Raw genomic sequence first — 20058 nt, 5'->3', positions numbered from 1 at the left:
CCAAACCTTAGAGCGAGGCGTACTTGACGCGCAGACGCTGGCGCACCAGCTCCGCCAGGGTGTTCATGACAAAGGTGAAGCCGAGCAGCACCAACGCCGAGAGGAACAGCACGCGGTAGTGGGTACCGCCGACTTCCGATTCGGGCATTTCCACCGCCACGTTGGCGGCCAGAGTGCGCAGGCCCTCGAAGATGTTCATGTCCATGATCGCGGTGTTGCCGGTGGCCATCAGCACGATCATGGTTTCGCCGACGGCGCGGCCCATGCCGATCATCACCGCCGAGAAGATGCCCGGGCTGGCGGTGAGGATCACCACCCGGGTCAGGGTCTGCCAGGGCGTGGCGCCCAGGGCCAGGGAGCCGAAGGTCAGGCTCTTGGGTACGCTGAACACGGCGTCTTCGGCGATCGAGTAGATGTTCGGGATCACCGCGAAGCCCATGGCCAGTCCGACCACCAGGGCGTTGCGCTGGTCGAACGGGATGCCCAGGTCGTTGCTCAGCCACATGCGCATGTCGCCGTCGAACAGCCAGTTCTCCAGGTGCCCGCTCATGGCCAGCGAGACGTAGCCCACCAGCAGGATCACCGGGATCAGCAGCGCCGATTCCCAGCCATCCGGCACGCTCAGGCGAATCGACTCCGGCAGGCGGCTCCACAGGTAGCCGGCCAGCAGGATGCCTATCGGGGTAAAGATCAGCAGGCTGAAGATGCCCGGCAGATGGCCTTCCACGTAGGGCGCGAGGAACAGGCCGGCGAAGAAGCCGAGAATCACCGTCGGCAGCGCCTCCATCAGCTCGATCACCGGCTTGACCTTGCGGCGCATCGCCGGGGCCATGAAGTAGGCGGTGTAGATCGCGGCGGCAATCGCCAGCGGCGCGGCCAGGAGCATGGCATAGAACGCCGCCTTGAGCGTACCGAAGGCCAGCGGGGCGAGGCTCAGCTTGGGTTCGGCGTCGGTGCTGGCGGAGGTCGATTGCCAGACGTAGCCGGGCGCGTCGTAGTTCTCGTACCACACCTTGCCCCACAGCGAACTCCAGGAAATCTCCGGGTGCGGGTTGTCGATGATCCAACGTTGCAGCTGGCCCTCGCGCTCCACCAGCACGCGGTTGGCGCGCGGCGACAGGGCGGCCAGCACCTGACCTTCGGCGACCTGGTCGACCAGCAGGGTCCGGTGCGCGGTGCTGTGGAAGATGCCCAGGTTGCCCTGCTCGTCCAGCGCCAGGAAGCCCTTGCGGCGCTCTTCCGGGAGAATCTGCACGATCGGGCTGTCGCCCAGCTGGAAGCTGCGGATCGACTTCAACACGGCCTTGCCGTCTGCTTCGCGCACCATGAACCACTGGGCGATAGCGCCGCTGCTGTCGCCGATCAGCAGCGAGATGCCGCCGAGCAGCGAGGTGGCCTGACTGACCTCCAGCTTGCCGTTCTCCAGCAGCTTGTAGCGGCCGTTGAGACTGTTGCTGCGCAGGTCGAAGACATCGGCGGTGGCGCGGCCGTTGACCACGTAAAGCCACAGGTGGCGCGGGTCGATGATCAGTGCCTTGATCGGCTCGGCGATCTGCGGCAGGGCGACGCGCTCCTCACTGAGGGTGACCTCGCCGGTCATCAGGTTCTCTTCGCGGCCCAGGTTCAGCACGTGCAGTTCGGTACCGGTGGAACCGGCCAGCATCAGGGTGCCGCCGTTCAGGCTCAGGCCGACGTGATCCAGCTCGCGGCCCTGGGCATCGAGCTCGATCGGCGCGGCGCCGAAGGGGTATTCGATGCTCGGCGTGATGGTCTGCACATCGTTGGGGTAGCTGAGCTTGTAGACATGCCGGAACACCAGCACCTGGCCGTTGGACAGGCCCAGGGCCACGCGGTTGCTGCCCGGCTGATCCTGGCCGACCGAAACGATGCGCGCATCCGCCGGAATCGGCAGCTGCACGCGGCTCAGCGGCTGCATCTGCTTGGCATCGAAGAACTGCACCTGACCGCTCTGGTCCAGGCGCATGGCCATCTGGTTCTGCTCTTCCAGGGTCAGCAGCAGCGGCGCGCCGGCTTCGCCCAGCCAGGCGGCCTGGACCGGCTTGCGGCTGTCCAGGTCGGCGCCCTGGAACATCGGCAGCACCACATAGGCCAGGTAGAAGAAGATCAGGGTGATGGCACCGAGCACCGCCATGCCGCCGACGGAAACCGCCCAGCGGGCGAAGCGATCCTTCAGCGCGCGCAGGCGGCGCTTGCGCTGCAGGGAGGGGGTATTGAAGTCGATCCCCAGGGGATTCTCGACCCCCTGATTCGGTGAGCGGTTCACGGTGTCGTTTGCCAAGTCATTCATGCGAGAAATCTCTGCGCGAGCTTGTTTGCAGCGCATGCGGCTGCCCAGGCTTGCCAATCTAGCGGGCTTGTATGACAGAAAGGTTACAGTCAGCTGACATGACGAAGCCCGCCACTCCGAAGAGTGGCGGGCCGCGCCGCTTACAGCGCCTAGCGCGAGGCCAGGATTACAGACCCAGTTCCTTCATGGTCTTCTCGACCACCTTGGCCGGCAGCGGGATGTAGCCGTCCTTGACCACGACTTCCTGGCCTTGCTTGGACAGCACCAGCTTGACGAACTCGGCATCCAGCGGGCTCAGCGGCTTGTTCGGCGCCTTGTTGACGTAGACGTAGAAGAAGCGGGCCAGCGGGAACTTGCCAGCCAGGGCGTTTTCTTCGTTGGCGTCAAAGGCTTCGCCGCCTTTCTTCGACAGCGGTACGGTCTTCACGCTGGAAGTCTTGTAGCCGATGCCCGAGTAACCGATGGCGTTGAGGGTGCTGGAGATCGACTGCACCACCGAGGCCGAACCCGGCTGCTCGTTGACGTTGGCCTTGAAGTCGCCTTTGCACAGGGCTTCTTCCTTGAAGTAGCCGTAGGTGCCGGAGACCGAGTTACGGCCGAACAGCTGGATCGGCTTGGTCGCCCACTCGCCGGTCAGGCCGACGTCGCCCCAGGTTTTGATATCGGTCGCACCACCGCACAGGCGGGTGCTGGAGAAGATCGCGTCGACCTGAGCGATGTCCAGGCTCTTGATCGGGTTGTCCTTGTGCACGAACACGGCCAGGGCGTCGATGGCCACCGGCACGGCGGTCGGCTTGTAGCCGTACTTCTCTTCGAACGCCTGGATCTCGGCATCCTTCATCGCACGGCTCATCGGGCCCATGCTGGCGGTGCCTTCGGTCAAAGCGGGCGGCGCGGTGGAGGAACCGGCGGCCTGGATCTGGATGTTGACGTTGGGGTACTGCTTCTTGAACTCTTCGGCCCACAGGGTCATCAGGTTGGCCAGCGAGTCGGAACCGACGCTGGACAGGTTGCCCGATACGCCGGAAGTCTTTTCGTAGGTCGGCAGAGCCGGGTCGACGGCGGCTACAGCAGATACGGCGCTTACGCCAGCGGCGGCGAAAGTCAGGGCCGCCATCAAACGCTTCAGTTTCATGCCTTGCTCCTAGCAGGATTAGTGTTGGATGGAACGGGCCCAAGTATCTGCAGGCCACGTGAACACTCTATGAAGCGAATATGACAGTTGCGTGAACGTCGCCGAATTTGTGCGCGCCACCGCCCAGGCCCCCGCACGCAGCGCGCACGGGGGCCTGGCAGGACGCAGCGACGCGCCTACTGCAGGCTGTGCTTGAGTGCGCGCATGCGCTCGTGACAGGCGCGCACCTTGGGCATCTCCATCGCCAGCAGTACGCGCAGATCCTGGTCCGCGCCCTCCAGGGCGTCCTCGAAGGCTTGCAGGATGCGGTCCTCGCTCTCCTCCAGCTGCGCCACGTAGGTGGCGTCCTCATCCTTGGCCAGGGTGGCGCGGGTATCGGCGTAGAGCTGGCGCAGCTTGCCCAGCAGGGTGCCGCCGCTGGCCGGCTGGCTGTGGTTGGCCGCCACGCTGCGCGCCAGGGCGTCGATCACCTCGGTCTTGGCCCGCGCCATGTCGCGAAACAGCGCCTGCAGACGGATGTCCTTGACCTCGTCGTGGGCGTGCTCGTAGAAGCGCTGGCCGTCGCGGGTGATCTCGATCAGTTCGTTGAGTTGTGCGGTCTTGCTGCTCATGGCGGTTCTCCTCGGCTATGGGACTGGCGAATGCGGCGTCCGGTGTTCAGCCGTCGATGCGCAGGGCATCGGCGTCGACGCCGCGCACGCCGCGGATATTGCGGGCGATGTCCACCGCCAGGCGCTTCTCGGCGCTGCTCAGCACGCTGCCGCGCAGGCTGACGAAACCGTCCTCGGTGCTCACCGCGATGTTCAGCGCATCCAGGTTGCGGCTGTAGACGAAGCTGGCCTTGACCTTGCTGGTAATCCAGCCGTCGCTGATCGCCTCGCGCGCCTCCTCGGCGGCCACTTCGATCTCGCTGGCGCTGCTGTCGGCGGTGCTGATGCTGAGGTGGTTGAACACCTCGCGCACGCCGTCGGTATTGCCCGCCAGCTGGCCGGCCAGCTCCTTGGCCGCCGGGGTCTGCGCGTGGCCGCTGAGGGTGATCGCGCCGTTCTGGCTCTTGACCTGGATGTCCAGGCCGCGGGTATTGCTGTTCCACAACAGCTTGGACTTCACCGTGGCCGCCAGGCTGGCGTCCTCCAGGCGCTGCACCAGGCCCGGCGGCTCGCCCTCGGCGGTAGCGGCGTCGACCTCGATGCGGTTGTCCACCGCCTCGATTCCCTCGACGCTCAGCGCCACCTGCTCGGCCAGTTCCTTCTGCACCGCGCTCTCCACCCGACCCTCGAGGCGGGCCCGACCGTCTTCCACGGCGATGTCGAGGCGGAACGGGTTGAGGTGACGATTGAGGGCGAAGGCGGTCCAGATCGAGCCTTCCTGGCGCGCCGCCGCGAGCTGCTGGCTCAGCTCGGTCTCGGCGGCATGGCTGGCCAGCGGCGTCAGGCTCAGCAGCAGGGTGGTACTGCCGGCCAGCATCAGAGTCTTGAACGGGGGCATGGCGGGGGTCCTCGGCAAGTCGATAGTTACCTGGACTTTCGCAAGCCCTATGCCAGCGTTCTCACTCCAAACAAAATCAATAAAAACAAATACTTATGCAATATCGAGAAATCTCCTCGGCATGCAGGCTGCAGGGTCGCGGCGAAATCGCCGTGCAACTTGCATGATTTTTCCCTGACTAATGCCACACACCCAGTCAGATGGAGCACGACGATGGCAGATTCAGGACACAGCGGGCGCATCCTCCTGGTCGACGACGAGGCGGCGATCCTGCGCACCTTCCGCTACTGCCTGGAGGACCAGGGCTACGAGGTCGCCGGCGCCAGCAGCGCGGCGCAGGCCGAGGCGCTGCTGCAGCGCCAGGTGTTCGACCTGTGCTTCCTCGACCTGCGCCTGGGCGACGACAACGGCCTCGACCTGCTGGCGCAGATGCGCGTGCAGGCGCCCTGGATGCGCGTGGTGATAGTCACCGCGCACTCGGCGGTGGACACCGCGGTGGATGCCATGCAGGCCGGCGCCGCCGATTATCTGGTCAAGCCGTGCAGCCCGGAACAGCTGCGCCTGGCTGCCGCCAAGCAGCTGGAGGTGCGCCAGCTGGCGGCGCGCCTGGAAGCCCTGGAAGACCAGGTGCGCCAACCCGGCGCCCACTTGGACAGCCGCAGCCCGGCGCTGATGGCGGTGCTGGAAACCGCGCGGCAGGTGGCCGGCACCGACGCCAATATCCTCATCCTCGGCGAATCCGGCACCGGCAAGGGCGAGCTGGCGCGCGCCATCCACGGCTGGAGCAAACGGGCGAAGAAGGCCTGCGTGACCATCAACTGCCCCTCGCTGACCGCCGAGCTGATGGAAAGCGAGCTGTTCGGCCACAGCCGCGGCGCCTTCACCGGCGCCAGCGAGAGCACCCTGGGCCGGGTCAACCAGGCCGACGGTGGCAGCCTGTTTCTCGACGAGATCGGCGACTTCCCGCTGCCGCTGCAACCCAAGCTGCTGCGCTTCATCCAGGACAAGGAGTACGAGCGGGTCGGCGACCCGGTGACGCGCCGCGCCGACGTGCGCATCCTCGCCGCGACCAACCTCGACCTCGAACAGATGGTGGGCGAGGGGCGCTTTCGCGAAGACCTGCTGTATCGCCTCAACGTCATCACCCTGACCCTGCCGCCGCTGCGCGAGCGCAGCGAGGACGTGCTGCAGCTGGCCGAAGGCTTCCTCGCCCGCTTCGTCAGGGAATACGCCCGCCCCGTGCACGGCTTCAGCGACGCCGCGCGTGAGGCGCTGCAGGGCTACGCCTGGCCCGGCAACATCCGCGAGCTGCGCAACGTCATCGAACGCGCCAGCATCATCTGCAACGCCGAGCTGATCGAACCCGAGCACCTCGGCCTGGGCGAGCCGGTCGAGAACGGCGCGCCGCGCATCGGCGCCGCGCTGAGCCTGGAACAGCTGGAGAAGGCCCATATCACCGCGGTGCTGGCGACCAGCGAGACCCTCGACCAGGCCGCGCGCACCCTCGGCATCGACGCCTCGACGCTGTACCGCAAGCGCAAGCAGTTCGGCCTGTGAAGCTGCGCACCCGGCTGTTCCTCAGCGGCAGCGCGCTGCTCACCGTGGCCCTGCTCGGCCTGCTGCTGGGCATGTTCAGCGTGCTGCAGCTGACCCAGCAGCAGAGCCAGGCGATGACCCGCAACCTGCAGATCATCGACGCCAGCCTGGGCATGCGCCAGGAGCTGGGCAAGCAGGTCGGCCTGCTGCTCGCCGAGCAGCTCGACCGCGAGGCGCTGCAGGCCGCCGACGCGCGTTTGCGCCAATGGCTGCAGCAGGCCAACGCCAGCGCCCGCGCCGCCGGCGACCACCAGGCCCTGGCCGAGGTGGAGCGCGCCTACGCGCGCTTCGACGCGCTGCTGGCCAAGCCGCTGACGGTGCGCCGCGAGCTGCTCAAGAGCGACGCCCTCGGCCAGGCCGAGGAAGCCCTGCGCGAACGCATCAATGCCCTGCAGAACCGCTACGTCGCCGCCGTCGACGAGGCCGAGGCGAGCACCCGCCAGCGCGCCTGGCTGATCGCCGGTCTGCTCGGTCTGATCGGCCTGGCCGTGCTGCTGATCGGCTTCGTCACCGCGCACAGCCTGGCGCAGCGCTTCGGCCGGCCGATCGAGGCGCTGGCGCGCGCCGCCGACCAGATCGGCCAGGGCGACTTCCAGGTCACCCTGCCGCTCTCGCCGCTGCCGGAAATGGCCGCCCTGAGCCGTCGCTTCGGCCTGATGGCCGAGGCCCTGCGCCAGTTCCAGGCGACCAACGTCGAGGCCCTGGTCGGCCAGCAGCGGCGCCTGCAGGCGGTGCTCGACAGCATCGATGACGGCCTGCTGATCCTCGACCGCCAGGGCCGCCTGGAGCACGGCAACCCGGTGGCGCAGCGTCAGCTGGGCTGGGACGCGGTGCCCAGGGGCCAGTCGCTCGGCCAGGCGCTGCAGCGGGCGGACCTGGACGAGCAGCTGCAGCTGGTGCTGGCCGGGGTCAGCCCGCAGCGGGCGCCGGACGACCTGGCCATCGAGGCCGCCGGCGAGACCCGCCTGCTGGCCTACAGCCTGACCCCGGTGTGCCACGAGCAGGGGCCGCTGCTCGGCGCGGTGATGGTGCTGCGCGACGTCACCGAACAGCGCGCCTTCGAGCGCGTGCGCCGCGAGTTCGTCCTGCGCGCCTCGCACGAGCTGCGCACCCCGGTCACCGGCATGCACATGGCCTTCGCCCTGCTGCAGGAGCGCCTGCACTTCGCCGCAGGCAGCCGCGAGGCCGACCTGCTGCGCACCGTCGACGAGGAGATGCAGCGCCTGCTGCGCCTGATCAACGACCTACTGAATTTCTCGCGCTACCGGAACGGCCTGCAGCAGCTCGAACTGGCGCCCTGCGACGCCGCCGAACTGCTGCGCCAGGCGCAGCAGCGCTTCGCCGCCCAGGCCGCCGAACGCGAGATCGACCTGGGCCTGGAGCTGCACGAGCCGCTGCCGCGCCTGCGCGCCGACCGCCTGCAGCTGGAGCGGGTGCTGGACAACCTGCTCGGCAACGCCCTGCGCCACAGCCACCCGGGCGGGCAGATCCGCCTGCAGGCGCGGCGCCAGGACGAACGCCTGATTCTCGGCGTCGAGGACGACGGCGAAGGCATCGCCTACGGCCAGCAGACGCGCATCTTCGAGCCCTTCGTCCAGGTCGGCCGGCGCAAGGGCGGCGCCGGCCTGGGCCTGGCGCTGTGCAAGGAGATCGTCCAGCTGCACGGCGGGCAGATCGCCGTGCAGTCGCAACCGGGGCGCGGCAGCCGCTTCTACCTGGCCCTGCCGCTGTAGCCGCCCTCGCCGCAGGGGGCGCCGCGCACACCGGCAGCGCCGTGCATGGCGCCCGCTACCCGGCCGTCTGCTGGTTGAGCACCAGCAGGCGCGCGGCGGTTTCCGCATCCGGCTGGCCGGCGTAGTCGGCCGGGCGGTACTTCATCTGGAAGGCGGCGATGACGTTGCGCGTGGCCTGGTCCAGCTCGCCGTGCTGCGGCACCGCGTAGCCCTGGCGCGCCAGCTGTTCCTGGAACCACTGCACGCTGGGCGGGCTGGCGGCGAACAGCGCCTGCTGACGCGCCACCGCCGCCTCGTCCGGCCAGGGCAGCAGGCCCTCGTCGGCCAGGCGCTTCCAGGGGAAAAGCGGACCCGGGTCGACCTTGCGCTGCGGCGCCACGTCGCTGTGGGCGATGATCGCGCCCGGCGGCAGCTGGTGACGCTGCACGATGTCCTTGAGCAGCACGATCAGCCTGTCGATCTGCTGCGGGGCGAAGGGCTGCCAATAGCGACCGGCCGGGGTCTCGTAGTAGCCCTGGTTGACCAGCTCGATGCCGATGGTCGAGGCGTTGAGCCAGGTGCGCCCCTGCCACTCGCTGACGCCGACGTGCCAGGCCCGGCGATTCTCATCCACCAGACGGTAGACGGTCGGCGGCGCGTCGCCGATCAGGTAATGGCTGCTCACCTCGGTCTCGGTGAGCAGCTTGAGCGAGCGCGCCAGGTCGGTGGAGGTGTAGTGCAGCACTACGTACTGCACGCGGCTGTTCTGCCCCGTTGCAGTGTGGCTGTCGTCGATGCGCAGCCCAGCGCTGCAACCGGCGAGCAAGGCTAGAACGAGGCTAAGGCAGAGAGACTTCATGGGTGACCGAATACGCTTTGCAGGTTGTCCAGCAACATGTCGACGCTGAGCATGATCAGCAGCATGCCCATCAGTCGTTCCACCGCCGTCAACCCGCGGGTTCCGAGAAACCGCTGCAGGAACGAGGCCTGCAGCAGAATGAATGCCGTCGCCGCCCAGGCCAGCAGCAGCGCCAGGTAGAGCTCCCAGAGCGGCCCGGTATGGGTGTTGCGCAGGGTCATCAACACCGCCAGGGCCGAGGGCCCGGCCACCGCCGGGGTGGCCAGCGGCACCAGCATCGGCTCGCCATCCGGCACGTCGCCGAGCAGGCCCTGCGGACTGGGGAAGATCAGGCGCATGGCGATGACGAACAGGATGATACCGCCGGCGATGGCGGTTGCCTCGCGCGACAGGCCCAGGCTGCTGAGGACTTTGTCACCAAAGGTGAGAAACAGCAGCAGCAGGGCCAGGGCGAACAGCAGCTCGCGCGCGGCGATCCAGATCCGGCGGCGCGGCTCGACGTTCTTCAGCGCGGCGATGTAGATGGCGATATTGCCGAAGGGGTCGGTGACCAGAAAGATCAGCACGGCGATGCTGAAGATATCCATGGGCGTCTCCAGTGGGTCAGGCAGATAGTCTAGGGCCTGGCTGGGCTTCGCCGCGAGCCGGCGCGGCAGTCAGATTGCAGCGAAGAGGCCGCAGGCGATGCCTTTGTGACCGGAATTATCGAAATCGTATCGAGAAACACCACTCGTAAGAATGTATACAAAGTAGTAGCCAAAATAATAAAAATTTGTCTACATTGACCGGACAAGAACAACAGCGAGTAGCCTCACCATGACGTCCACCCCCACCAGCGCTCCTGCCCCGCGTCCCGAGGACGAGAATCTCGGCATCGGCGCCAATCTCCTCTATGGCTTGCAACACGTGCTGACCATGTATGGCGGCATAGTCGCGGTGCCGCTGATCGTCGGCCAGGCGGCCGGGCTGTCGCCCGCCGACATCGGCCTGCTGATCGCCGCCTCACTGTTCGTCGGCGGCGCCGCCACCCTGCTGCAGACCCTCGGCCTGCCGTTCTTCGGCTGTCAGCTGCCGCTGGTGCAGGGCGTGTCCTTCGCCAGCGTCGCCACCATAGTCGCCATAGTCGGCGCCAATGGCGGCGAAGGCGGCCTGCCGGTGGTGTTCGGCGCGGTGATAGGCGCGGCGCTGATCGGCCTGCTGATCACGCCGATCTTCTCCAAGATCACCAAGTTCTTCCCGCCACTGGTGACCGGCATCGTCATCACCACCATCGGCCTGACCCTGATGCCGGTGGCCGCGCGCTGGGCCATGGGCGGCAACAGCCAGGCCGCGGACTTCGGCAGCATGGCCAATATCGGCCTGGCTGCCTTCACCCTGGCCACCGTGCTGCTGCTGAGCAAGGTCGGCAGCGCCACCATCTCGCGCCTGTCGATCCTGCTGGCCATGGTGATCGGCACCCTGGTGGCCCTGGCCTTCGGCATGGCCGACTTCTCCAAGGTCGGCGCCGGCCCGGTACTGGCCTTCCCCACGCCGCTGCATTTCGGCATGCCGGTGTTCGAGCTGGCGGCGATCATTTCGATGTTGATCGTGGTGATGGTGATCCTGGTGGAAACCTCGGCCGACATCCTCGCCGTCGGCGACATCATCGACACCAAGGTCGACTCCAAGCGCCTCGGCAACGGCCTGCGTGCGGACATGATCGCCAGCGCGGTGGCGCCGCTGTTCGGCTCCTTCACCCAGAGCGCCTTCGCCCAAAACGTCGGCCTGGTCGCCGTCACCGGGGTCAAGAGCCGCTACGTGGTGGCCACCGGCGGGCTGATCCTGGTCACCCTCGGCCTACTGCCGATCATGGGCCGGATCATCGCCGCAGTGCCCACCTCGGTGCTCGGCGGCGCCGGCGTGGTGCTGTTCGGCACCGTGGCCGCCAGCGGCATCCGCACCCTGGCCAAGGTCGACTACCGCAACAACATGAACCTGGTGATAGTCGCCACCTCGATCGGCTTCGGCATGATCCCGATCGCCATGCCGAGCTTCTACCACCACTTCCCGGCCTGGTTCGAGACCATCTTCCACTCCGGCATCAGCTCGGCGGCGATCATGGCGATCCTGCTCAACCTGCTGTTCAACCACTTCACCGCCGGCAACTCCGACCAGCAGTCGGTGTTCGTCGCCGGCACCGAGCGTAGCCTGCGCTACCGCGACATCGCCGCCCTGCACGACGGCGACCATTTCGTCGGCGGCAAGCTGTACGACGCGCAGGGCCAGGAAGTGCCGCTGCTGGAAGAAGAGGACGCGCACGGCCAGCCGCAGCCCCGGCGCCAGGCGGCGTTGGCGGAGCACTGAGGGACAACGCGGCTCAGCCCAGTTCGATGCGGTTGCGCCCGCCGGCCTTGGCTCGATACAGGGCCTGGTCGGCGCGCTCGAACGCCGCCTCGGCGGCTTCCTCGCCACGGAATTCGGCGAGCCCGGCGGAGAGGGTGATGGTCACCGGCTCGCCCTTGAAGTGGAAGGGGCAGGCCTCGATGGCCGTGCGCAGGGTCTCCAGCAGCTGCACGCCGCCGTCCAGCGGCGTCGCCGGGATCAGCAGGACGAACTCCTCGCCGCCGTAACGGGCGATGAAGTCGGTCTTGCGCAGGCGCTTGTGCAGTTCGCCGGCGATGATCTTCAGCACCCGGTCGCCGGCCAGGTGACCGTAGCTGTCGTTGATCCGCTTGAAATGGTCGACGTCGAGCACCGCCAGCAGCAGCTCGCCGCCGTAGCGCAGGCGGCGCGCCGTCTCCAGCTCCAGGCGCTCGCTCCAGGCGGCGCGGTTGGGCAGGCCGGTCAGCGGATCGAGCAGGGACTTCTGCCGCTGCTCCTCGATATGCTCGCGAAACTGCTGGGCCTCGCGCTCCATCTCGGCGACCCGCTGCACCAGGCTCTGCAGGCGCTGGGCCACCTCGGCCTCGCGGCCGTCACGCTGGCGCTGGTGGCTGCTGACGGTCTGCAGCAGACCGTCCAGACGCTGCTCCAGGGCCTGCTTGAGCGCATCCAGATCCGCCGCGCTCTGCACGCTGTGCTGCAGGCCGCTGACCTGCTCGCGCAATTGCCGGTCGAAGTCGCGCGCGCTCTCGACCGATTCGCTGTAGCCCTCGTGCGCCTCGCTCAGGGTGCCGATAAAGGCCGCCAGGCGCTCGTTGAGCTGCTTGAGGTAACCGGCGAATTCGCGCTGGCCACTGTCGCTCACCGCCAACACCAGCACCGCCAGGTCGTCCAGCACCGGCACCAGTTCGTACCAGTTGAGCCCGCCCTGCACCCGTTGGCGCAGTGCCTCGCCCTGCGGCTGGTGACGCGCCGGCAGCTCCAGCTCGGCGAGCAGGCCCAGCAGGCTCTCGGCGATATGCGGCGCCACCGCGCTGTAGCCGGGCTCGCTGCCGGGCAGGGCGAAACGCTGCGTCTCGTCCTCGCCCTGCGCCAGCAGCCCCGGCGGCAGCGGCAGGCTGTCCAGCGCCGGCAGCGGCGCTGCGGTCGACGGCGCAGAAGGCGCGCTGGCGCCAGGCACCCGCGCCACCTCGACCAGCGGCGACGTCGCATGCGCCGGCTCGCTCGCCTCACCGGCGCCGCCCGCCTCGCCGCGGCTGCCGAACAGCCGCTGCAGCAGGCCGGGTTGCTCGGCCGCCGGCGTGCGCAGCACCTCCAGCGCCTGCCCCTGCAGGCGGCTCAGCTGGCCGAGCAGCGCCGGCAGCTGATGCGTCTGGCCGCTGGCCTCGTGCAACTGCTTGGCCAGCGTCTTCAGCGCCTTGCGCACCTCGCGCGGCGGTTGCAGCTGCTGCAACTGTTCGACCAGCCGGGTCAGCGCCGCGGTGGCCTCGCCGGCGCGCTGCTGGCGACGCAGCTCGGAATCCAGCACGGCCTTTTCCAGGCGCGGGATCAGGCCGCCGAGCGCCGCGTCCATGTCGTCGCGGCGGAGGATATCGCGCATCTCCTGCATGCACTGGTCGACCGCCTTGTCCGCCCCCTCGGCGGCCAGGCTGCTGCGCACCAGGCCGCGGCGCAGCAGGTCGAGGCGCAGCTCCCAGCGCCGCTCGAGCCTTTCCTGTTGCTCCAGGCTGCTCAGGTACTTGTCTTTCCAGCGTTGCGCGTCATCGCTCATACGGCCTGCTTATCCACGGGAGGGCGCCTTCAGCATAGGCGTTTGGCCACTACTCTGAGCGCGCGGCAAACGGATTTCCACGGCCACCGGCAGGTGGTCGGAGATCGGCTGGCTGAGCACGTCGACCCGCCCCAGTTCGAGCCCCGGGCTGAGCAGGATATGGTCGAGGCAGCGCTGCGGCCGCCAGCTGGGGAAGGTCGCCTGAACCTGCGGCGCGATCAGGCCAAGGTCGCGCAGCGGCGAGTTCTCCAGCAGATCGCTGGCGTGGGTGTTCATGTCGCCCATCAGCACCAGGTGGCGGAACTCGCCGACCCGCTCGCGGATGTAGGCCAGTTGCCGGGTACGGGTGCGCGGGCCGAGGGCCAGGTGCATCATCACCACCCCCAGCGCCTGCTCGCCCTCGCCCAGGCGCAGGAAGATCGCCCCGCGCCCCGGCGGGCCGGGCAGCGGATGATCCTCCAGCAGGGTCGGACGCAGACGGCTGAGCACGCCGTTGCTGTGCTGGGCGAGACGCCCGAGGTTGCGGTTGAGCTGCTGGTACCAGTAGGGAAACGCGCCCTGCTGGGCCAGGTACTCGACCTGATTGACGTAGCCGGAACGCAGGCTGCCGCCGTCGACCTCCTGCAGCGCCACCAGGTCGAAATCGGCGAGCAGGTCGCCGATGCGCTGCAGGTTGCCGCTGCGCCCGGCATGCGGCAGCAGATGCTGCCAGCTGCGGGTCAGGTAGTGATGGTAACGCTGGGTGTTGATACCGACCTGGACGTTGAAGCTGAGCAGGCGCAACAGACCGTCGGCGGGCCACTGGGCGCCAGCGGCGCAATGCGGGTTGACCTGTGGGTCGCACAGGCCAACCGCGCGGGTCTGTCGCCAGCGGCGCAGCATGGTCGGCGCCAGCGGCCGCTCAGAGCGCGGCGCGCTCCTTGGCGATCAGGTGGTCGGCGACCTCCAGGGTCTGCTGCGGACCGCCGGCGGAGGTGATGTCGAAGCGGTACTTGCCGTTGACCACCAGCACCGGTACGCCGGTGATCTGGTAGGCCATGGCCAGTTTCTTGGCCTTTTCCATCTGGCCTTTGACGGCGAAGGACTTGTAGGTCTTGAGGAAGGCATCCTGATCCACGCCCTGGGTGGCGAGGAACTCGGCCATTTCCTCGGGGCTGGCCAGCTTCTTCTTGTCCTGGTGGATGGCGGCGAACACGGCGTCGTGCACCTTCTGCTCCACCTTCATGCTTTCCAGGGTGATGAACATCTGCCCGTGCTTGTCCCATACGCCGCCGAACAGGGCCGGGATGCGCACGAAGTTGACGTCGTCGGGCAGCTGCTCGACCCAGGGATTGAGGGTCGGCTCGAACTGGTAGCAGTGCGGGCAGCCGTACCAGAACAGCTCCACCACCTCGATCTGGCCGGGCTTGGACACCGGTACCGGGCTCTTCAGCTCGACATAGTGCTGGCCGGCGACGGGCTCGGCATGGGCGGCGACGCCGAACAGGCTGCTGAGGGCCAGAGCGGCGCCGAAAATCAGGTTACGCATGGAGTACTCCTTGGCTGGTAAGCGTCGCCCAATGGCGAATCGATACTAGGACTCGTCGCCCGGGGGCAGGTTCCGGCCATTGTAGCCGCGGCGCAGACGAAAAAGGGTGGCCACAGCCACCCTTTGTCTTATCAACTACGACGGTAGTCGGCTTAGTGCAGACCCTGGATAAAGCTGGAAACCGCCTCGATATCCTTGTTGCTCAGCTTGGCCGCGATGGCGCGCATGATCATCGCGTCGCCGTCGTTGGTGCGGTTGCCTTCGCGGAAGTCGGTCAGCTGCTTGGCCACGTAGGTGGCGTGCTGGCCGCCCAGCTGCGGGAAACCCGCGGCATCCAGGCCGGCGCCATTCGGCGAGTGGCAACCGGTGCAGGCCGGCATGCCTTCTTCCAGCTTGCCGCCGCGGAACAGCGCTTCGCCGCGCTCGACCAGCTTGGGATCGGCGGCGCCGACGCTCATCTGCTGGCTGGCGAAGTAGGCGGCGATGTCGGCCATGTCCTGGTCGCTGAGGTTATCCAGCATGCCGGTCATCTCGACCACCTGGCGGTTGCCGGACTTGATGTCGTGCAGCTGCTTGAGCAAGTAGCGCTCGCCCTGACCGGCCAGCTTGGGGAAGTTTGGCGCGGGGCTGTTGCCATCGGCGCCATGGCAGGCGCCACAGACGGCGACTTTGCCCTGACCGGCTGCGGCATCGCCGGCAGCCTGTGCCAGGCCGGTGAGGCCCAGGGTCAACAGCAGACTCACGAGTACTTTGTTCATCAGCTAATCCAACTACGGCTAAGAGAGATAAGGGTTATCGGCCGGGTCCACTCATTCGGTCATCAGCTTGATGACCGCCTGGTAGTCCTCCGCCGTGCAGTCCATGCACAACCCGCGGGGCGGCATGGCATTCAAACCATTGGTGACGCTCTGTACCAGTGCGTCCATGCCCTTGGCCAGACGCGGTTCCCAGGCAGCCTTGTCGCCTTTCTGCGGGGCCGTGGGAATCTGCCCGTTATGGCAAACGCCACAGGCACGGTCGTATACAGCTTGCGGATCTTGGGCAGCGTAGCCGTTGAAGGACAGCAGAGTTACGGCAGCCGCGAGCAGCATTTTCTTCATCAGATCTACCTCATCAGGGAGGGGAACGTTCTGCTTTCTAGCGAGCAGCCTGGTTAATCGTTCCCGGCAATCGGGTTCCTGCGGGTGGGACAAAGCGCACACAAAATCTGCGGCATTATATACTGGCAACGCTGAAACGGAAACGACGCCGCTTGCCGCGCCACCTGGCGTGCCGCAGGTGCGCGGAAATGTCGCAAGTCCCCGAACGCCAGCTGGCGAGTGCGGGGCGCCCACCGGATACCCCCATGCTCCCGAAGAACCCCATCATCGGTCTGTGCCAGCAGGCCAGCTTCCTCATCAGTGCCGCCAAGGTCGACCAGTGCCCCGAGGACAGTGGCCTGGAAGTGGCCTTCGCCGGCCGCTCCAACGCCGGCAAGTCGAGCGCGCTGAACACCCTGACCCACGCCAGCCTGGCGCGCACCTCGAAGACCCCGGGGCGCACCCAGCTGCTCAACTTCTTCCGCCTGGACGACGAGCGCCGCCTGGTCGACCTGCCCGGCTACGGCTACGCCAAGGTGCCGATCCCGCTCAAGCAGCACTGGCAAAAGCACCTGGAGGCCTACCTGGGCAGCCGCGAGAGCCTCTGCGGCCTGGTGCTGATGATGGACATCCGCCACCCGCTGACCGAATTCGACCGCATGATGCTGGACTGGTCGGTGGCAAGCGGCATGCCCCTGCACATCCTGTTGACCAAGGCCGACAAGCTGGCCTTCGGCGCGGCGAAGAACGCCCTGCTTAAGGTGCAGCAGGAAATCCGCAAGCAGTGGGGCGATGGCATCGGCATCCAGCTGTTCTCGGCGCCCAAGCGCATGGGCGTGGAAGAGGCGCAGCTGGTGCTGGCCGGCTGGCTGGATCTGCTGCCGGAAGAGGATGAAGAAGGCGCCGAGGAGGCCTGACGCTTAGGGTGCGCAAGGCGCACCGAGAGACGAGTAGTCATGAGCGCAAGCTCCCTCTCCCGCCCTTCGGGCACCCTCGGCTTGGGCATCCTGCGTCGCTCCAACTCCTGCCTCCCTGCAGTCGTCTCCCGGAGAGCAGGCCGCAAGCGCGCACTTTTCTACAGGCAAAAAAAACCCCGAGCTTCGTATGGGGAGGGAGAAGTTCGGGGTTTAAGGTCTGAACCGCTAGGGCGGGGTTCAGATGTCTGCCAACACTTAACACAACATAGGAGCATTGAAAGGCTTAACGGCCATTCAAGAACTCTGACCGGGCGCCTTCGCGGAAAGTTCATCCCTATTTTAAAAACCATTCGCAATAACCAGCGACCTGCTGATTCCCTGGAGCCTTGTTCGTGGGAGCGCCGACCGCCCCTCGCCGGTGCGCAGCGCCCCCCACGCCCGGTCGGAGGCGCCCCTCAGTGCGCCTCGTCCCAGTTGGCGCCGACACCCACTTCCACCAGCAGCGGCACGTCCAGTTCCGCCGCGCCGCCCATCAGCGCCTTGATCTGCGCGCCGACCTCCTCGACCAGTTCCTCGCGCACTTCCAGCACCAGCTCGTCGTGCACCTGGAGGATGATCCGCGCGTCGATGCCGCTGTCCTGCAGCCAGGCGTCCACGGCGATCATCGCGCGCTTGATGATGTCCGCCGCGGTGCCCTGCATCGGCGCGTTGATCGCCGCGCGCTCGGCGCCCTTGCGCATGGCCTGGTTCTGCGCGTGGATTTCCGGCAGGTACAGGCGGCGGCCGAAGACGGTTTCCACATAACCCTGCTCGGCGGCCTGCGCGCGGGTGCGTTCCATATAGCTCAGCACGCCGGGATAGCGGGCGAAGTAACGGTCGATATAGGCCTGCGCCTGCTTGCGGTCGACGTCGATCTGCTTAGCCAGACCGAAGGCGCTCATGCCGTAGATCAGGCCGAAGTTGATCGCCTTGGCCTTGCGCCGCTGATCGCTGCTCACCTCCTCCAGCGCCACGCCGAACACTTCGGCGGCAGTGGCCTTGTGCACGTCGCGGTCGTGGCGGAAGGCATCCAGCAGGCCTTCGTCCTTGGCCAGGTGGGCCATGATGCGCAGCTCGATCTGCGAGTAGTCCGCCGCCAGCAGCTGGTAGCCCTTGGGCGCGACGAAGGCCTGGCGGATGCGCCGCCCTTCGGCGGTGCGGATCGGGATGTTCTGCAGGTTCGGATCGCTCGACGACAGCCGACCGGTGGCCGCCACCGCCTGGTGGTAGCTGGTGTGGATGCGCCCGGTGCGCGGGTTGATCTGGTCCGGCAGCTTGTCGGTGTAGGTGCTCTTGAGCTTGCTTAAGCTACGGTACTGCATCAGCACCTTGGGCAGCTCGAAATCCTGTTCGGCCAGTTCCGCGAGCACCGCCTCGGCGGTGGACGGCTGGCCCTTGGCGGTCTTGCTGATCACCGGGTAGCCGAGCTTTTCGTAGAGGATCACGCCAAGCTGCTTGGGCGAGGCCAGGTTGAACTCCTCGCCGGCGATGGCGAACGCCTCGCGCTCCAGTTCCACCAGCTTGTCGCCCAGCTCGACGCTCTGCTCGCCGAGCAGCTTGGCGTCGACCAGTGCGCCGTTGCGCTCGATGCGCGCCAGCACCGGCACCAGCGGCATCTCGATTTCGCGCAGCACCTTGGCCAAGGACGGCACGGCTTCGAGCCGGCGCCACAGTTCCTGGTGCAGGCGCAGGGTGACGTCGGCATCCTCGGCGGCGTAGGGGCCGGCCTGTTCCAGGGCGATCTGGTCGAAGGTCAGCTGCTTGGCGCCCTTGCCGGCGATGTCCTCGAAACGGATGGTGCTGTGATTGAGGTACTTCAGCGCCAGGCTGTCCATGTCGTGGCGGGTGGCGGTGGAATCCAGCACGTAGGATTCGAGCATGGTGTCGAAGGCCACGCCCTGCACGGCAATCGGCGGCGTCGCGTTGGCCAGGACGTTGATGTCGTACTTGGCGTGCTGGCCGACCTTGGCCTTGGCCGGGTCTTCGAGGATCGGCTTGAGCGCGTTCAAGACCTGGTCGCGGTCGAGCTGCTGCGGCACGCCCATATAGCTGTGCGCCAGCGGGATATAGGCGGCCTCGCCGGCCTTGACCGCGAAGGACAGGCCGACCAGTTGCGCCTGCTGGGCGTCGACGCTGGTGGTCTCGCTGTCGAAGGCGATCAGCTCGGCCTGCTCGAGCTTCTGCAGCCAGGCGTCGAACTGCGCCTGTTCCAGCACCAGCTGGTAGTCGCCGGCACTCGGCGGCAGCGCTTCGGCGACGTCCTCGGCGCCGTCGCTGGCCGGCTCGGCGAACAGGTCGCCGGCCGGGGCCGCGGCCTTGGCCGCCAGGTGCTTGTTCTGCCGCAGCAGCTCGTCGAGCCAGTTCTTGAATTCCAGCTCGCCGTACAGCTCGACCAGCGCCGCCTGATCCGGCTCGCCCGGGTGCAGGTCGTCGATGGCGATGTTCAGTTCGACGTCGGTCTTGATGGTGGCCAGCTGGTAGGACAGGTAGGCCATATCGCGGTGTTCTTCGAGCTTGGCCGGCAGGCTCTTGGCACCGCGAATCGGCAGCTCGGGCACCTTGTCGAGGTTGGCGTAGAGCACGTCGAGCCCGCCACCGACGCCGACCAGCAGGCCCAGGGCAGTCTTCTCGCCGACCCCGGGCACCCCAGGGATGTTGTCGACCTTGTCGCCCATCAGCGCCAGGTAGTCGATGATCAGCTCGGGACCGACACCGAATTTCTCTTTCACGCCATCGGCATCGTAGACGCTTCCGGTCATGGTATTGACCAGCGTAACGTGCGGGCAGACCAGCTGGGCCATGTCCTTGTCGCCGGTGGAGATCACCACGTCGCGTTTCTCGCCGGCGGCCTGACGGGCCAGGGTGCCGATCACGTCGTCGGCCTCCACCCCTTCCACGCACAGCAGCGGCAGGCCGAGGGCGCGCACGCTGGCGTGCAGCGGCTCGACCTGCACACGCAGCTCGTCCGGCATGGACGGGCGGTTGGCCTTGTATTCGGCGAACAGCTCGTCGCGGAAGGTGCCGCCCTTGGCGTCGAAGACCACGGCGAAGGGGCTGTTCGGATACTGCTTGCGCAGGCTCTTGAGCATGTTCAGCACGCCCTTGACCGCCCCGGTGGGCAGGCCCTTGGAGGTGGTCAGCGGCGGCAGGGCGTGGAAGGCGCGGTACAGGTAGGAGGAACCGTCGACCAGGATCAGCGGGGCTTGGCTCATGAGCGGGATCAACCTTTTCGGCGGGTGCGGCGCTAGAATGACCGCATCATTGA

General features: G+C 67.2%; 16 protein-coding genes. 4 read left to right on the top strand and 12 right to left on the bottom strand.

Annotation, left to right across the window (positions count from 1 at the left end; all coding sequences use genetic code 11):
- Window positions 1-7: 7 nt before the first annotated feature.
- The 4 genes from AC1G9C_RS00620 to AC1G9C_RS00605 form a co-directional block, all read right to left on the bottom strand.
- Window positions 8-2308 (bottom strand): ABC transporter permease subunit, encoded by a 2301-nt coding sequence (locus AC1G9C_RS00620; RefSeq protein ID WP_122109484.1) that lies wholly within the window; start codon window positions 2306-2308, stop codon window positions 8-10.
- Between the two features lie 166 nt (window positions 2309-2474).
- The gene (locus tag AC1G9C_RS00615) at window positions 2475-3443 is read right to left on the bottom strand and encodes a PstS family phosphate ABC transporter substrate-binding protein (RefSeq protein ID WP_021444184.1); all 969 of its coding nucleotides are present in this window, start codon (window positions 3441-3443) and stop codon (window positions 2475-2477) included.
- Between the two features lie 176 nt (window positions 3444-3619).
- Window positions 3620-4054 carry a ferritin-like domain-containing protein gene (locus AC1G9C_RS00610; protein ID WP_021444183.1) on the bottom strand — a complete coding sequence of 145 codons (435 nt, stop codon included), beginning with the start codon at window positions 4052-4054 and terminating at the stop codon, window positions 3620-3622.
- Window positions 4055-4100: 46 nt separating this feature from the next.
- Window positions 4101-4931: a BON domain-containing protein gene (locus AC1G9C_RS00605; protein ID WP_480409178.1), complete on the bottom strand. Its 831-nt coding sequence runs from the start codon at window positions 4929-4931 to the stop codon at window positions 4101-4103.
- Window positions 4932-5144: 213 nt separating this feature from the next.
- On the opposite strand from AC1G9C_RS00605, the gene algB reads away from it, so the two are divergent.
- Both algB and AC1G9C_RS00595 read left to right on the top strand, forming a co-directional pair.
- Window positions 5145-6488 (top strand): sigma-54-dependent response regulator transcription factor AlgB, encoded by a 1344-nt coding sequence (gene algB / locus AC1G9C_RS00600; RefSeq protein WP_457788361.1) that lies wholly within the window; start codon window positions 5145-5147, stop codon window positions 6486-6488.
- Window positions 6485-8260, top strand: coding sequence for an ATP-binding protein (locus AC1G9C_RS00595; protein WP_480409177.1), 1776 nt, complete (start codon window positions 6485-6487; stop codon window positions 8258-8260). The genes algB and AC1G9C_RS00595 overlap by 4 nt, the downstream gene beginning before the upstream one ends.
- A gap of 55 nt (window positions 8261-8315) precedes the next feature.
- Here the strand turns inward: AC1G9C_RS00595 and AC1G9C_RS00590 are convergent, their stop codons facing one another.
- Both AC1G9C_RS00590 and AC1G9C_RS00585 read right to left on the bottom strand, forming a co-directional pair.
- On the bottom strand, window positions 8316-9098 hold the full coding sequence (locus AC1G9C_RS00590) for an N-acetylmuramoyl-L-alanine amidase (RefSeq protein ID WP_457788363.1): 783 nt from the start codon (window positions 9096-9098) through the stop codon (window positions 8316-8318).
- Complete coding sequence (locus AC1G9C_RS00585) at window positions 9095-9685, bottom strand: MarC family protein (protein WP_480409176.1); 591 nt, start codon at window positions 9683-9685, stop codon at window positions 9095-9097. The genes AC1G9C_RS00590 and AC1G9C_RS00585 overlap by 4 nt, the downstream gene beginning before the upstream one ends.
- A 229-nt stretch (window positions 9686-9914) precedes the next feature.
- Here AC1G9C_RS00585 and AC1G9C_RS00580 point away from each other — a divergent pair, with 229 nt between their 5' ends.
- Window positions 9915-11441: a nucleobase:cation symporter-2 family protein gene (locus AC1G9C_RS00580; protein ID WP_457788364.1), complete on the top strand. Its 1527-nt coding sequence runs from the start codon at window positions 9915-9917 to the stop codon at window positions 11439-11441.
- Window positions 11442-11454: 13 nt separating this feature from the next.
- On the opposite strand, the gene AC1G9C_RS00575 is transcribed toward AC1G9C_RS00580, so the two are convergent.
- From AC1G9C_RS00575 to AC1G9C_RS00555, 5 genes are all read right to left on the bottom strand, one after another.
- Window positions 11455-13230, bottom strand: a complete 1776-nt coding sequence (locus tag AC1G9C_RS00575; protein ID WP_480409175.1) for a diguanylate cyclase — start codon at window positions 13228-13230, stop codon at window positions 11455-11457.
- Between the two features lie 9 nt (window positions 13231-13239).
- Window positions 13240-14112 (bottom strand): endonuclease/exonuclease/phosphatase family protein, encoded by an 873-nt coding sequence (locus AC1G9C_RS00570; protein ID WP_480409174.1) that lies wholly within the window; start codon window positions 14110-14112, stop codon window positions 13240-13242.
- A 19-nt stretch (window positions 14113-14131) separates the two neighbouring features.
- Window positions 14132-14758, bottom strand: coding sequence for a thiol:disulfide interchange protein DsbA/DsbL (locus AC1G9C_RS00565; protein WP_480409173.1), 627 nt, complete (start codon window positions 14756-14758; stop codon window positions 14132-14134).
- Between the two features lie 152 nt (window positions 14759-14910).
- Window positions 14911-15516 (bottom strand): c-type cytochrome, encoded by a 606-nt coding sequence (locus AC1G9C_RS00560; RefSeq protein WP_021443641.1) that lies wholly within the window; start codon window positions 15514-15516, stop codon window positions 14911-14913.
- Between the two features lie 51 nt (window positions 15517-15567).
- The gene (locus AC1G9C_RS00555; protein WP_021443640.1) at window positions 15568-15858 is read right to left on the bottom strand and encodes a c-type cytochrome; all 291 of its coding nucleotides are present in this window, start codon (window positions 15856-15858) and stop codon (window positions 15568-15570) included.
- A gap of 245 nt (window positions 15859-16103) precedes the next feature.
- On the opposite strand from AC1G9C_RS00555, the gene yihA reads away from it, so the two are divergent.
- Complete coding sequence (gene yihA, locus AC1G9C_RS00550; protein WP_021443639.1) at window positions 16104-16754, top strand: ribosome biogenesis GTP-binding protein YihA/YsxC; 651 nt, start codon at window positions 16104-16106, stop codon at window positions 16752-16754.
- A gap of 455 nt (window positions 16755-17209) precedes the next feature.
- Here the strand turns inward: yihA and polA are convergent, their stop codons facing one another.
- Window positions 17210-20005 carry a DNA polymerase I gene (polA, locus tag AC1G9C_RS00545; protein WP_480409172.1) on the bottom strand — a complete coding sequence of 932 codons (2796 nt, stop codon included), beginning with the start codon at window positions 20003-20005 and terminating at the stop codon, window positions 17210-17212.
- Window positions 20006-20058 lie beyond the last annotated feature (53 nt).

It is taken from the genome of Pseudomonas sp. ABa2 (assembly GCF_056676075.1).
This window is presented reverse-complemented; position numbering and strand designations above follow the sequence as displayed.

Excerpts from the sequence above, each read along its gene's own strand:
- AC1G9C_RS00590 (WP_457788363.1), bottom strand. The coding sequence starts at position 9,098 with ATGAAGTCTCTCTGCCTTAGCCTCGTTCTAGCCTTGCTCGCCGGTTGC.
- AC1G9C_RS00620 (WP_122109484.1), bottom strand. The coding sequence starts at position 2,308 with ATGAATGACTTGGCAAACGACACCGTGAACCGCTCACCGAATCAGGGG.
- AC1G9C_RS00555 (WP_021443640.1), bottom strand. The coding sequence starts at position 15,858 with ATGAAGAAAATGCTGCTCGCGGCTGCCGTAACTCTGCTGTCCTTCAAC.
- algB (WP_457788361.1), top strand. The coding sequence starts at position 5,145 with ATGGCAGATTCAGGACACAGCGGGCGCATCCTCCTGGTCGACGACGAG.
- AC1G9C_RS00570 (WP_480409174.1), bottom strand. The coding sequence starts at position 14,112 with ATGCTGCGCCGCTGGCGACAGACCCGCGCGGTTGGCCTGTGCGACCCA.
- AC1G9C_RS00565 (WP_480409173.1), bottom strand. The coding sequence starts at position 14,758 with ATGCGTAACCTGATTTTCGGCGCCGCTCTGGCCCTCAGCAGCCTGTTC.
- AC1G9C_RS00610 (WP_021444183.1), bottom strand. The coding sequence starts at position 4,054 with ATGAGCAGCAAGACCGCACAACTCAACGAACTGATCGAGATCACCCGC.
- AC1G9C_RS00560 (WP_021443641.1), bottom strand. The coding sequence starts at position 15,516 with ATGAACAAAGTACTCGTGAGTCTGCTGTTGACCCTGGGCCTCACCGGC.
- polA (WP_480409172.1), bottom strand. The coding sequence starts at position 20,005 with ATGAGCCAAGCCCCGCTGATCCTGGTCGACGGTTCCTCCTACCTGTAC.
- AC1G9C_RS00615 (WP_021444184.1), bottom strand. The coding sequence starts at position 3,443 with ATGAAACTGAAGCGTTTGATGGCGGCCCTGACTTTCGCCGCCGCTGGC.
- AC1G9C_RS00585 (WP_480409176.1), bottom strand. The coding sequence starts at position 9,685 with ATGGATATCTTCAGCATCGCCGTGCTGATCTTTCTGGTCACCGACCCC.
- AC1G9C_RS00575 (WP_480409175.1), bottom strand. The coding sequence starts at position 13,230 with ATGAGCGATGACGCGCAACGCTGGAAAGACAAGTACCTGAGCAGCCTG.
- AC1G9C_RS00580 (WP_457788364.1), top strand. The coding sequence starts at position 9,915 with ATGACGTCCACCCCCACCAGCGCTCCTGCCCCGCGTCCCGAGGACGAG.
- AC1G9C_RS00605 (WP_480409178.1), bottom strand. The coding sequence starts at position 4,931 with ATGCCCCCGTTCAAGACTCTGATGCTGGCCGGCAGTACCACCCTGCTG.
- yihA (WP_021443639.1), top strand. The coding sequence starts at position 16,104 with ATGCTCCCGAAGAACCCCATCATCGGTCTGTGCCAGCAGGCCAGCTTC.